Raw genomic sequence first — 13,323 nt, 5'->3', positions numbered from 1 at the left:
TTTGTAATTTACTCACCAACTCTGTCTTTTGATCATCTGTTTTATGTCTGCTTCTAGTAGTTGAAAGGCAGACAGACTCCGCAGTGCCGAAAAGTCATCGATAAGTTCAGCAATTCGTTGAATCTTCTCTCGCTCTCTGGCGCGAAATTTCTTTAGTCGCCGACCCGTCAACCCACTTGCTTGACGCAGAAGTTGACAAAGATATTGTTTTGGATCAGGTAACTCCTCACATTTAGAGAGGTTTGGCAAATTTAAAGGTTGCTGTCCTCTGGGATTTTCTGCCGCCTTGCGTATGGCAGCTTCATCAAATAATAACCAAGCTTCTGTCATCCGAACAGGTACAACACAGATAACCGGAACAGAGACTGATTCCCTGATCCCCTCAACGGCTTTTTGAATTTCAGTAACTCGTTTCTCACGAGGTTCTTTTTCGGCATCCCTGTGTACAAATAAAAGGTCGCAAGGGTAAAGATCTAAACTCCATTTAATTCTCTCTGAATGATTCAGTGGTTGTTGGGGCAAGCGTCGAAAATCAGCCCACTGGGACTGGATAGCACATTCAACTCCGTGTAATCGCAATAACCAAGTCAGAATAGGTAGTAGCGCCTTATCAGAACTCCCATCAGATAGTAATGTGTATCGTATTTCCTTCATACAAATTCTTTTGGGAAGCCTAAAATTAGAGGTTGAATGTCTTCTCTATCCAAAACTCGGCGTTTTTTAGACGGGGTAAGTTTTAAAGATGGGTCGGTTTCCAGTTGCCCATTGCCATTTAGCTCTGGCTGTTCTGGAGGAACTGGATTTAAGTAGGTGAGAAGTTTACCTAAAGGAACAGTACTTGTATTTTCGGTTTCCGCAACTTTAAGGTGTCGCCAAGTATTCGGTAGACAACTAAAACGTACCCCTTTAAACCATTGTCCTGACGGTGTTTTTTCTTCCTTCAACTCAGCTACCAAAAGACTATCTTCTGGGACTTGCTGTACAACGGCTGGCGAGTGGGTATTGATGATCACTTGGCGTAGGGGATTGTCTTGATCAACGGGTTCTTCAACATCCGTAGCGATGTCTTGTAGGAGTTCGAGGATCTTCGGGATACGCTCTGGATGAATACCATTTTCAGGTTCTTCTAAGCACAATAAACCTTGAGCTTCTGGGTCTAATTCCAGTACCGCTAACGCCAAAAAGCGCATTGTTCCATCTGAGAGCGATCGCGCCGGATGGATTGTACCATCTCTAGTTGTGACTATTAATGTGAGCAGTTCGCGACGATCATCCCGCTCTATTCCTACCTCTCCGACATCATCGAGCAATTCTGCCAAACGACCTGCAACTTGAGCATAAACCTGCGCTTCGGCTTCCTGATCAGATTGGCGGAGATTTTTTCTCAGCCGTGCCAAATGATAGAGAGTTGAAGCTAGATGAGAGCCATCTGTTCCTAATTTTGTCGGAGCCGTAAATTCGTCGGGTTGTCGCAAAGAGGAAGGTTCTAGCTGTAATAACTGCCAAGATTGCATTTCCCGACGTGCCAGTAGTGCTGTTGGGCTTTCGGCTGCATTGGTCACAGACAGTACAGTTCGAGGCAGATCAGCTGCTGAACGAGCTAAGGGTCTACCACTGCTTCCGCCGTCTTGATGGAGCTTAATCACTCGATTTGTCCCCTCACCTTCTGTAGAAATAAAATAAGGGACTCGGCGCTGTCCTTTCACCGCCGACTTGCGCCAAGTTTTCGCCTTGTGATTAAATAGCAAATGCTTAGGGGCATCACCAAGATTAATATGAACTAACTCTTCTTTCAGCAGTTCCAGTGATCCTAATGAGCGGAGACTATCATCTTGCCGATAGGCTAGCTTTATAGAGTAGCGAAGAAAGGTAATACTAGCTTTGGCAGTTTGTCCTAAATCATCAACGCCTTCACCTGGCACAATCATCTCAGCTTCAAATGACATCTGTGGAGCATAGTCATTGCCAATCCGATGAAACAGACTACGGACATCTCCTGTCCTACCTCCCTCATCTCGAACAGATAAAGCGGCTTCAATTAGAGGAAGATCAGCCAAGGCTGACAGAAACCTGATCGCATCAAACAAGTTAGATTTACCTACACCATTTGCACCCGCTACACAGGTAAATGGACTAAAGCGGACATCCACATTAACAAGGTTTTTAAAACCAGAAACTTTTAGCCTGGTTAGCATAATGTTAACCCTATACAGTTTTTTAAAAGCTGTTCTATCCTAATCATCAAGTTGCATACACCTGATTGATTTTAACTCATATCTTTCATCCGTTTCAATAAACATAAGTTGGTTGACAATCCGTAACGCTCCCGGATTGCCTTGCTATCGTTTTGAGTCGGGGTGAATTGAGTGACATCAGGGTAAAAAAAAAGTAGAGTGACACCCATCCCGATAAATTTACCAGTTTTTCATCCCCTGCCCTAACCTCAACCAAAAAGGATTGCTATAGTACAGGAAGGATAAATACTGGCATCAGGGGGCAAACCAGGTGATACCATTAGCAGACCTCAAAGCCTTAATTCAACAAACTGAAGCAAAAGGGGGAAGCCAAGACCCGAGTCTGGCGAACTTGTATGCTCAACTCGGACAACTCTATCAAAGCCGACTGGAAAATGGAGAATTTGAGGATTACCAGCACGAACTTGCCCTCGCCATTGAATATTTCCATAAAGCGGTTGACCTGCAACGACGATTGGGGTTAGACACTGACTTAGCGACAACGCTTAATCATCTGGCGGAACTCTACAGAACCCAAGGACGCTACGACCAAGCCGAACCGCTTTATTTGCAAGCCTTAGACATAAGAAAACGTAACTTAGGAGAGAACCATCCTGATATCGCCACCAGCCTCAACAACCTAGCACGACTCTATCACTCTCAGGGACAGTATCCCCAAGCCGAACCGCTTTATCTGCAAGCCTTAGAACTGAGGAAACGTAACTTAGGAGAGAACCATCCTGATATCGCCATTAGCCTCAATGATCTCGCCGCCCTCTACTTCTTCCAAGGACGCTACGAGGAAGCCGAATCTCTTTATCTGCAAGCCTTGGAGTTAAGGAAACGCAGTTTAGGAGAGAACCATCCTGATGTTGCCACCAGTCTTAACAACCTAGCCTTACTTTACTTCTTGCTGGGACGCTATGACCAAGCCAAACCGCTTTATCTGCAAGCCTTGGAACTGAGGAAACGTTTACTGGGAAGGAACCATCCCGATGTCGCCACTAGCTTGAATAATTTAGCAGAACTCTACAGAACCCAAGGACACTACACCCAAGCCGAACCCCTCTATCTGCAAGCCTTGGAAGTGATGAGACGTCTGCTGGGAGATGAGCATCCCGATGTGGCGACTAATATGAACAATCTAGCTGCACTCTATTTCTTCCAAGAACGTTACGAGGAAGCCGAACCCCTCTATCTGCAAGCCTGGGAAATCAGGAAACGCTTATTCGGTGATAATCATCCTGATGTGGCACAAAGCCTCAACAACTTAGCCGGACTCTACTTCTCTCAAGGACGTCAGGGTGAAGCCGAACCGCTCTATCGCCAAGCGTTGGAAATCTGGCAACGTTTATTGGGCGATACTCATCCGGATATCGCCACGAATCTGAATAATTTAGCATTACTCCACCACTCCCAAGGACACTACGAGGAAGCTGAACCCCTCTATCGCCAAGCGTTGGACTTAAGGAAACGGTTATTCGGCGCGAACCATCCTGATGTAGTGACCAGCTTAAATAACTTAGCATTGCTCTACCATTATCAAGGACGCTACGAGCAAGCCGAACCTCTTTATGTGGAGGTGTTGGATGTGGGTAGGCAATTATTAGGAGAGGAGCATCCCGATGTGTTAACCAGCCTGAATAACTTAGCCGCACTCTATAAAAATCTCGCCGAACTTTATTCCACGCAGGGACGCTACGATGAAGCCGAACCTCTCTATCTGCAAGCCTTAGAGTTGCGGAAACGCTTACTGGGAGATGAACATCCCGATGTAGCCCAAAATCTGAATAATTTAGCCATACTCTACTTCTTTCAAGGACGTCACGACAAAGCCAAAGACTTCTATTCCCAAGCTTGGGAGTTAGGAAAACGCTGGCTAGGGGAAGATCATCCGGATGTGGCACAAAATCTGAATAATTTGGCAGGACTTTATTCGTCTCAAGGAGAATATGAATTAGCCGAACCCCTGTATGTTCAAGCGTTGATGATTTGTGAAGAACGACTCGGCGCTAATCATCCAACTACAGCAACAATTCGGAAAAATCTCGATGATCTGCGTGCGGCGATGGGATAATTTTTAGGGGAGATGGGGAAGATAGGGGAGATGGGAAAGATAGGGGAGATAAAGGAGATAAGGAAGATAGGGGAGATAAGGGGGAAAAACGAAATCGACAGACAGCTAAAGAGAATGTACCCTATAGGAGTGGGTGTTGCTACCAAACGCTCCGAATCAGGGATAACTATTGTCGAATGTGCTTAGGATTGATTCGGATTAACGCGATTCACAATAACTTTGTCATTTTTTTTAGGTGAACTCGACTATAAACTCTTAAACACAACTAACTCTGACTTTAACCGGATGAACCCAAAACACTGGAATTTGGGCATAATCTGTATAGTCTTAATGTTCTAGAGTATGGCAATCGTCAAAACCGATGAGGTTCACCAAATCGTTCAAGAGCGATTACAAGATTGGAGGTTAATTTTATGATGACGGAGTTGTCTGACCCGACGGTTGATAATGAAAAAACGTATGGCGATTTACTGACAGCAATTCAAGCCAGTCAAGGTAAGTTGAGTGTAATCCTAGCGGTTTGTGATGATATCCATTACCGCAACCAACTGATTGAACGCGATGAAACCGAACTCGCCGCCTCTATGCGATCGCATCATGTTACCTTGGTTAAGGATGACCCGAACCTGAGCCACGCCATTACTCAACTCGTCCAAACCGATGACAATTTACCTCAGGGGGGAAACGTCGTTGTCACCGTGACGGGTGCTGAACAACTTCTCTGGCTCAAATTCGACGCCCAGCATTCAGAACAGGAAATTTTTTTCGCCTCTTTACCAGAAAACCAAGACGCATTATCAGCCTTGGCTTGTCCACTTGTCCTGTGGCTAACTCACCAACTAGAGAGTCAGCTAAGTCAAAACGCCCCAGAGTTCCAAAATTGGTGTCAAGCTGTCTTTCGCTTCCACTCCAAAAAAACAGCCGCTATTCCCATTCAAAACATTGAGCCATTCCGCCATCTTATCGAAGAAAGCGACGCTTGGGATCAAAACGTATCAGTCTTTCCGGTTGCCGATCTCAACGCCTTGATCGAGTACACCAAAGCCAAACGCGGCGTCAACGATCCGAATTTGGCAACCTTATATGCTCAAGTCGGACAACTTTATCAACGACGCTTAGAACAGGGCGAATCTCTGGATTATCCTCAAGAACAAGCCTTAGCCGTTGAGTATTTGAGTCAAGCCATTGAGCTAAAAAAAGAACTCGGCTTAGACACAACCTTAGCCGAAACGGTGAATAATTTAGCCGAACTCTACCGACTGCAAGGACGCTACCGGGAAGCTGAACCCCTTTATTTAGAAGCCTTAGAACTCAGAAAACGCTGGTTGGGCGATGCTCATCCTGATGTCGCCACCAGCCTCAACAACTTGGCAAAACTTTACCAGGCTCAAGGACAGTACGCCCAAGCCGAACCCCTTTATCTACAAGCCTTGGACTTGAGGAAACGCTTACTGGGAGATGATCATCCAGATCTCGCTCATAGTCTCAACGATTTAGCCACCCTCTATTTTTGTCAAGGACGCTATGAGGACGCCGAACCCCTTTATCTGCAAGCTTTGGACTTGAGGAAACGTCACTTAGGCGATGATCATTTAGACGTGACAACCAGCCTTAGCAATCTCGGATTACTCTATCATTATCAAAGACGCTACGAAGACGCCGAACCCCTTTATCTGCAAGCCTTAGACATCGAAAAACGCTTGCTGGGCGAGGATCATCCGGATGTAGCCACCACCCTGAACAATCTCGCCGCCCTTTATAAGTCCCAAGGACGCTATGAGGATGCTGAACCCCTTTATCTGCAAGCCTTGGACTTGCAAAAACGCTTATTGGGAGACAACCATCCCGATGTCGCCACGAACCTCAACAACCTAGCCGCCCTCTACTTCTCTCAAGGACGCTACGAGAAAGCTGAACCCCTCTATCTGCAAGCCTTAGACATCAGAAAACGTTTATTGGGAGAGAACCATCCCGATGTCGCACAAAGCTTGAATAATTTGGCAGGACTTTATTTCTCTAAAGGACCCAATAACAAAACCGAATCGTTTTATTTAGAAGCTTTAAATATTCGCAAACGCTTGTTGGGAGAGAACCATCCTGATGTGGCAACGAGTCTGAACAATTTAGCTTTACTCTATCATTATCAGGGACACTATGACAAAGCCGAACCCTTCTATCTGCAAGCCTTACATTTGAGAAAACGTTTATTCGGAGATATCCATCCTGATGTAGTCACCAGTATGAATAATTTGGCATTACTCTATCATTATCAAGGGCGCTACGAGCAAGCCGAACCCCTCTATCTCAAAGTTTTGGAACTGGGTAAACGGTTATGGGGAGAAGACCATCCCGATGTCGCGATCAGTTTGAATAATTTAGCCGCCCTTTACAAATCTCAAGGACGCTATGAACAAGCCAATTACTTAATGTCCAAGCTGTGGAATTGAGGAACGGTTGATTAGAATATAAATAAAAATTGGCATTCATCAATTAGGGATATGGACTTCAATTTCCAGTCTCATTTCTTGAGGAGAGGTGATCGAAATCAAGCGGATCGCTCTCAACATAATCTTTGGCGGTCATGTCTTCGAGAGACACGACTACACCATCTACCGATTGAAATCGCTCAGATTTAGGGAGTAATTGCAACCATTTTTCCAGATATTGATGCCACTCTTGTTCCTGAAACTGAACTTGTTCTTCATTACGGATAAACCAAAATATCAGTTCGATTTCACGAGCATTCCAAGATGGTGCTGCACGTACTCTAATTTCTCGTAAGGCACGAAGGGCATCCCCTTCAACGCTTAATTTATCGTGCTTATCTTGCATCCGCTTTTGAAGTTTTTGTGCAAATGCAATGAAGTCATCAGGAAAAGCAAATCGAACTCGCTTCCGTGCTAATGCTTGTCCTAATATCCTAACCTCGTCATCGTTTTGACATCCTGGTATACGCTTCCATTCTGCCACAACAGCCTTTTCTACTGTCATCACACGATCAAGATCAGCAACCAGACTAAATTGAGAAACTCCTGGGATATAGGCATACTGAGGTCGTCTACTTCGTTGGATCTCATGCAAACGTTTTTCATCAACCTCTACAAGAGGCACCACCTCTATAAATGGACGATCCCCACAAGGACGCACAATATCACATGTTTGTGTAACTACAGCAAAACCCTTGACCTCGGATTCTGCAAGGTCAGTTTCTTCTTGTACAAGATTAGCCGACTCATCTGCCAAAGGACGTTTAGGATTAAAGCGGTAGAGGAACCAATGTTCTCCAAGAGTACAATCACCTTGACGCCACTCTCCAACAGCAGCGTCTACTTGCTGAATCCAAACATCACGCTCATTGCTCACTACTGTTTCTTCGACTCCTTGCAACTCTGGCTGGTCTGGAGCGTCCAACCTCACGATGGATAGTATCTTGGAGAGCATCAACTAAATCTGCTGGATTCGGTGGCATACGTGACCTGTATGCATCTTTGGATAAGGGTTTTAGCTGTGGTTTCTTAGGAGCATTACCAAAACCAAGAATCTGTTTTACCTTTTCGTGTTCACCTGCTACCAGTAAATCAAAAGGAGATCTACCATCACTATCCGGTTTCAACAAAAGACTGCGATTGAGACTTGCGCTCCCTCGGTTAATGTGTTCAATAGTATTTAACAGTCGATCCAGTTTCTGCTGATTAGGTGGAGATAACGGTTGTCCACTTGCCCAAGCATGAAGACTTCTACGGGAAACATCGAAGAGTTTAGCGAGTTGCTCCCAGGTCAATCCACTCAATTTCTTTAGTTTGTTAACAGCTTTCTGTGTCGTTTCTTTAGAACCAGTGGACGGTAGAGTCACGCCACTTGTTGTCATGTCCAAAGCAACTAACGCACTGGGAAAAACAGTAGTTCTGGAAGTCGTTTTGCTAGAACGATCTATAAAAATTCTAGAACCAATAAATGGATGAGTATCTAATTTACCCATAGCTCCGAAGGCAGAAGTACTCGATAGCTGAGCGTGTTTTTTTGCTGAAATAGTAATCATAATTCTCCTCCAAATCGCCGCAAAAATTCATCCTGTACTGCCCATCTAAAGAACGTATAAATTCTTTCAGCAAAATTATGTGCTTCACTTATTAATGCCTCAACACTGAATTCTCGGTTCTTTGACTTTGAAGACATATCTATATCAAGTATCCAGCTCGCTTGATCAATAGGTTCAATTGCATCAGGATCAAACGTTACATCAGCAGACATCAATCCCCACCTAGCGATAATTTGCTCACCTCCATCGGGAATCATAAACCAAGATTCATTAATAGTCTGAGAAATATATTCTGTAAAGTCAGTAGCGACGATACCAGCTATCTCAGGTTTCACAAGTAACGATATATCCTTAAGTTCTTGACCAACAAGTCGATCGATATAGCGTAATCCAAATCGTTCAATAACCTTGGGATTAAAATTTTTTTCAAGTGCTATTAGTACGTTTTTAAAACGTTCTATAAAATCGCTACGACTTGAGTAAGCCGTTGTTTCTATTGCCACAAAGTTGGGTGCTAATGAGACTCGCCAACTATTTGTTGTGTCTAAAAATCGCCAAGTTAGTTGAGGTACAGTTTGCACAATATCTGGGGAACCCAAAACTAAACCCTGAGTCTGTTCCAGATGTAGGATAGGATAGGTTTCTCGAATTGCCTCTTGAAATGAACCCACAAACTCTTTTTTCTCAATCGAAAGAATAGGTGGAAAGCTCACCTGTGCAATCACTCGCACCAAAGGTGCATTCTTCAACGGTACTTCTTGAGGTGGTTGTGCAATGAGTGGATTGGTATTGACCACTTTCTACATCCTTTTTGGGACTTGAGCGAGAAATTGGGCATAGATTTGGATATGAGAGATACTACGCCTATCGCTATCGTAGAGCAAAAGTGTGAAGTAGAGTGTGAAGTTTAAGAAATGTAAAGCTTAAAGGTTTTTCTGTAGAGTATTGAGCCATGGAGAAAAATTAGAGGAAACCTAGTATCCACAGCACTTCTAGTATGTTCCTTTCGTGCCATGGCACTATGGCGAGCAAGGGAGATTTTAGGGGGTTAGTATTTGGAGCCATGGGACACTCTTGAGTGATTGCATTCACCAGTTTAAAATAGACGGTTGCGATCGCACGTCCTATAATTGCCAATGAAACTCAGGATCAACCGATATGCTTGCCAGGGTTTGGAGTGCTTCGCTAGTTGGCATCGATGCGGTGAAAGTCGGTGTGGAAGTCGATGTGTCAGGCGGATTACCCGGAATTGTTGTCGTGGGATTACCCGATACCGCCGTCCAAGAATCGCGAGAACGGGTGAGGGCGGCGTTAAAAAATGCCGGGTTTGTCTTCCCGATGCGGAAAATCGTGATTAATCTCACTCCCGCCGACTTACGCAAAGAGGGACCCAGCTTTGATTTACCCATTAGTGTGGGGATTCTCGCCGCCTCGCAGCAAGTCAATCCTGAATTATTAGGCGATTATCTATTTTTAGGCGAAGTCTCCTTGGATGGCAATTTACGCCCCATTGCGGGAGTCTTACCCATCGCCGCCGCCGCCCAAAGTTTGGGGATTTCGGGGTTAGTTGTACCCGCCGATAATGCCCAAGAAGCCGCCGTGGTGCGTGGATTAGACGTGTACGGATTCCAGCATCTGGCTGAGGTGGCAGATTTTTTGAATCAACCGGAACGCTATTCTCCGGTAACCATGGATGAATTACCCCAATCATCCTCCTATCAGTTTACAGGCGGAAACTTAAACGAAGTCAAAGGTCAATCCCATGCGCGTCGGGCGTTAGAAATAGCCGCCGCAGGAGGTCATAATTTAATTTTCGTCGGTCCACCGGGAAGCGGTAAAACCATGCTGGCGCGACGATTACCGGGAATTTTACCGCCCTTAAGTTTTGCAGAAGCCCTAGAAGTTACCCAAATTTATTCTGTAGCCGGATTACTCAAAGATAAAGGTAGACTAATCAAACATCGCCCCTTCCGCAGTCCCCACCATTCCGCATCAGGTCCATCATTAGTTGGGGGAGGTAGTTTTCCTCGTCCCGGCGAAATTTCCTTGGCGCACCGAGGGGTATTATTTCTGGATGAATTAACCGAATTTAAGCGTAATGTGTTGGAATTTTTGCGTCAACCCTTAGAAGATGGTTATGTGACCATTTCTCGCACCCGACAATCCGTTTTGTTTCCGGCACAATTTACCCTAGTTGCTAGTACCAATCCCTGTCCCTGTGGTTACTTTGGCGATACCCTGCAACCCTGCACCTGTTCAGCGCGACAACGGGAGAACTATTGGGCAAAACTTTCAGGTCCGTTAATGGATCGAATTGACTTACAAGTTGCGGTGAATCGCCTTAAACCCGAAGAGATTACTCGACAACCCCAAAGCGAAGCGTCAGAAGCCGTAAGGGAGAGAGTCAAAGTAGCCCGCGATCGCGCCCGTCATCGCTTCAACTCAGAACCCACACTGCGCTGCAATGCCCAGATGCAAAGTGGTCATTTGAGACAATGGTGTCATTTAGAGGATAGTAGTCGCAATCTTTTAGAAGGGGCAATTCGCAAACTTGGACTATCTGCCAGGGCGAGCGATCGCATCCTCAAAGTCGCCCGCACAATTGCGGATTTATCGGGGGCTGAAACGTTGAAAACAGCACACATTGCTGAAGCGATCCAATATCGTACTATTGATCGAATGCAGTAACACAGATTACACAGATTGAATTACACTTACCAGAAGACTCACGATTGAATGACACAGATTAAGTAGGTTGGTGGAAATGAACTCGACTATATTAACTTATGTCAACAAACCTCAAACCTTTACAAATGACAAATGACAAATGACATCTGCACCACCGTTGAGTTATTTTGCGGGATTGGAGGATTCCGGATTGCGGCGGATCAGAGAAAAATAGACACAATCTGGGCAAATGATCGTTGTCCGAAAGCCTGTCAAGTATACCGCGATCGCTCTATGATCAATATGCGCTTTTCGGAAATGCCATTCCTCCAGTTATGGCTGGGTGGGTGATGGACTGTATCGTAGAAAATAAGATCGTCCAACTGAAAAAACCTAAATTTGAACAATTATCACTTTTCTCTATAATTGATGCTTGCTAAAGAAGAATTACGCGCCAGATTAAGAGAATCACTGGATACAACAATTCAGGAAGTGAATCGCGCTCTAAAGGGAGAAAACACGGAACAATTAGCAGACGTATTAACTCGTGTGGGACGAGGAGGAAAACTTCCCAAATGGTATGAGCAGTTACGAACTCAGCACACATTGCCCAACTTAGATGGTAAGACAATTGGTAGTGTTATTGAAATGTTGTTAATCGCGGTACTCGAAAAGATTATATTTCAAGGTCTTGAGATACCGCCATTACGGGTTAATCCAGCAACTCCTGCGTTGCAGTGGCGATATAATTTCAGTCGCGTTTTTGGTATGACTTCATCTTGATAAGGAATATAATGAAGTTCCTATTATCAGTGGTCATTCGTCATTTGTATTTGGGGCAAATCGTTCTAACAATTGCTCATGGGAAAGGGTAGTTAGTAGGGAAGTTAATTCTTGGGTAGGTAATTGTAACATTGATGCGATCGCACTCGCTAATTCGGGTTCAAGTTCCCCAAATCGTACTCTCAGAAACCTTTCTACGGCTTCTTGTCTTGAGGTTTCGTCTCGCATTGGCAGATTACCAAACCACAGTAACAGTTCCTCACGTTCAAGGTTAAATAATAGCCGAGTCAACTCCTGAGGGGGTAACTGTAACATGGGCGCGATCGCACTCGCTAAGTTTGGGTCAAGTTCCCCAAATCGTACTCGGAGAAAGTTTTCCGCCATTTGGCGTTGTCCTTCAAGTCTGCCTTCAAGTCTGCCTTCAAGTTTGCCTTCTTGTATACCCTCTCGCTTGCCTTGTTCTAAGGTTTCTTCTTGCCATTTTAAGTAAGCTGGTGATAAGTTCATTAGCAATTCCCTGTCCTGTTCACTTAAATTGTTGCTTTCGTTGATCGTGATACGCCAGTTTGCCAGAATCTGTAAAATTGTCTGCCGATAAGGGTTCTGTTGGGGTAAAGCGACCAATTCATCGATCGCTTGCTTCTGAGTTCCGCGTTTTCCCAAAACCCTTAACCATAGTGTATCTTCAGTGACGGGCAGTTGGTTGATGGCGATTAATCCTGTTTTCAGGAACTCTGGCATAAAATATACACCGTCTCCCCAGTTTCCTGACTGATTCAGTCTTGCACCAAATCCGTTTAATAATCTTGTGGAACAAGAGGGTGAGAGAATCCACAAGTGGGGCCAATCGGTGTCGGGAAATGAAGTCCGTTCTCGTCTGGCTTTTCGCCGCATTTCACTGCGTACTGAGTTTAACTTGCTTTGGCAGTCGAGTACCTCGGCGGGGCTGGGTGGATTGCGGAAGGGTTCTAATAGACAGGCGGTTGTTGCCATTCGCCCCAGTAATCCCAGGTTTTCGGGTGCGGTTGCTGGTGATGGTGTTGGCACAAACCAAACATCAACTTGGCGGATTTCGGGGGATATTTCCCGACTGGTTTCGACGTTTCCTAGAGGGGCTAATAATTCCTCTAGGTATTGCTTGGCAAATTGATCGTGAGGCTTTCGTGTCATTCAACTTTCAAATGGCGATGTGTTGGTTAAATCACTGGTTTTGATTCTTTATTGTGGCGTGTTTTGACTCCTTTTTGTCATCGTTTTGTAATAAATTGAGGTATAAGGATTTCGCTATTCTAGAACAATACGGTTTCAATGATGATGAACTGCTGAGGATTGAACTTAACACCGCTGAGACTGCGGTAGGGGCGACCCGCCTGCATTAGTGAACAACGCGATTCCATTTAATTGACTTGGGTCGCCCTTTGCTTAATCCCCGATGTCGGATAATGTTGCTTAGAATTTGAGGGTAAGTGTTGAGGCGATGATGGCGCTAAAGCGCCTACTACGAACGAAACGATGTCGCAGCT

The 13,323-nt window shown here is 45.0% G+C and carries 12 protein-coding genes; 6 read left to right on the top strand and 6 right to left on the bottom strand.

Annotation, left to right across the window (positions count from 1 at the left end; all coding sequences use genetic code 11):
* Positions 1-12 precede the first annotated feature (12 nt).
* Together RIG66_RS20185 and RIG66_RS20180 are read right to left on the bottom strand one after the other, a co-directional pair.
* Complete coding sequence (locus tag RIG66_RS20185; RefSeq protein ID WP_446380535.1) at positions 13-654, bottom strand: hypothetical protein; 642 nt, start codon at positions 652-654, stop codon at positions 13-15.
* Positions 651-2,195 (bottom strand): AAA family ATPase, encoded by a 1,545-nt coding sequence (locus RIG66_RS20180; RefSeq protein WP_446380534.1) that lies wholly within the window; start codon positions 2,193-2,195, stop codon positions 651-653. Before RIG66_RS20180 ends, RIG66_RS20185 begins: the two co-directional genes overlap by 4 nt.
* A gap of 310 nt (positions 2,196-2,505) precedes the next feature.
* Between RIG66_RS20180 and RIG66_RS20175 the strand changes: the two genes are divergently transcribed.
* The 3 genes from RIG66_RS20175 (at position 2,506) to RIG66_RS20165 (ending at position 6,758) form a co-directional block, all read left to right on the top strand.
* Positions 2,506-4,311, top strand: a complete 1,806-nt coding sequence (locus RIG66_RS20175; RefSeq protein ID WP_446380533.1) for a tetratricopeptide repeat protein — start codon at positions 2,506-2,508, stop codon at positions 4,309-4,311.
* A 12-nt stretch (positions 4,312-4,323) separates the two neighbouring features.
* A complete protein-coding gene (locus RIG66_RS20170; protein ID WP_446380532.1) occupies positions 4,324-4,497 on the top strand; it encodes a hypothetical protein in 174 nt (57 codons plus the stop codon).
* Between the two features lie 227 nt (positions 4,498-4,724).
* Entirely contained in the window at positions 4,725-6,758 is a 2,034-nt protein-coding gene (locus RIG66_RS20165) for a tetratricopeptide repeat protein (RefSeq protein ID WP_446380531.1), read from the top strand.
* A gap of 58 nt (positions 6,759-6,816) precedes the next feature.
* Here RIG66_RS20165 and RIG66_RS20160 read toward each other — a convergent pair whose 3' ends face one another.
* From RIG66_RS20160 to RIG66_RS20150, 3 genes are read right to left on the bottom strand one after another with little or no spacing between them, the layout of a single operon-like run.
* A complete protein-coding gene (locus tag RIG66_RS20160; protein WP_446380530.1) occupies positions 6,817-7,674 on the bottom strand; it encodes a hypothetical protein in 858 nt (285 codons plus the stop codon).
* Complete coding sequence (locus RIG66_RS20155; RefSeq protein ID WP_446380529.1) at positions 7,664-8,350, bottom strand: helix-turn-helix domain-containing protein; 687 nt, start codon at positions 8,348-8,350, stop codon at positions 7,664-7,666. The genes RIG66_RS20160 and RIG66_RS20155 overlap by 11 nt, the downstream gene beginning before the upstream one ends.
* The gene (locus RIG66_RS20150) at positions 8,347-9,147 is read right to left on the bottom strand and encodes a TIGR04255 family protein (protein WP_446380528.1); all 801 of its coding nucleotides are present in this window, start codon (positions 9,145-9,147) and stop codon (positions 8,347-8,349) included. The genes RIG66_RS20155 and RIG66_RS20150 overlap by 4 nt, the downstream gene beginning before the upstream one ends.
* 361 nt (positions 9,148-9,508) lie before the next feature.
* Between RIG66_RS20150 and RIG66_RS20145 the strand changes: the two genes are divergently transcribed.
* From RIG66_RS20145 to RIG66_RS20135, 3 genes are all read left to right on the top strand, one after another.
* Entirely contained in the window at positions 9,509-11,038 is a 1,530-nt protein-coding gene (locus RIG66_RS20145; protein ID WP_446380527.1) for a YifB family Mg chelatase-like AAA ATPase, read from the top strand.
* 132 nt (positions 11,039-11,170) lie between these two features.
* Positions 11,171-11,368, top strand: coding sequence for a DNA cytosine methyltransferase (locus RIG66_RS20140; RefSeq protein WP_446380526.1), 198 nt, complete (start codon positions 11,171-11,173; stop codon positions 11,366-11,368).
* A 78-nt stretch (positions 11,369-11,446) separates the two neighbouring features.
* Positions 11,447-11,800 (top strand): hypothetical protein, encoded by a 354-nt coding sequence (locus tag RIG66_RS20135; RefSeq protein WP_446380525.1) that lies wholly within the window; start codon positions 11,447-11,449, stop codon positions 11,798-11,800.
* A 33-nt stretch (positions 11,801-11,833) separates the two neighbouring features.
* Here RIG66_RS20135 and RIG66_RS20130 read toward each other — a convergent pair whose 3' ends face one another.
* Positions 11,834-12,970, bottom strand: a complete 1,137-nt coding sequence (locus RIG66_RS20130; RefSeq protein WP_446380524.1) for a hypothetical protein — start codon at positions 12,968-12,970, stop codon at positions 11,834-11,836.
* Between the last annotated feature and the right edge of the window lie 353 nt (positions 12,971-13,323).

Source organism: Coleofasciculus sp. E2-BRE-01 (assembly GCF_040221695.1).
GTDB lineage: Bacteria > Cyanobacteriota > Cyanobacteriia > Cyanobacteriales > Coleofasciculaceae > Coleofasciculus.
This window is presented reverse-complemented; position numbering and strand designations above follow the sequence as displayed.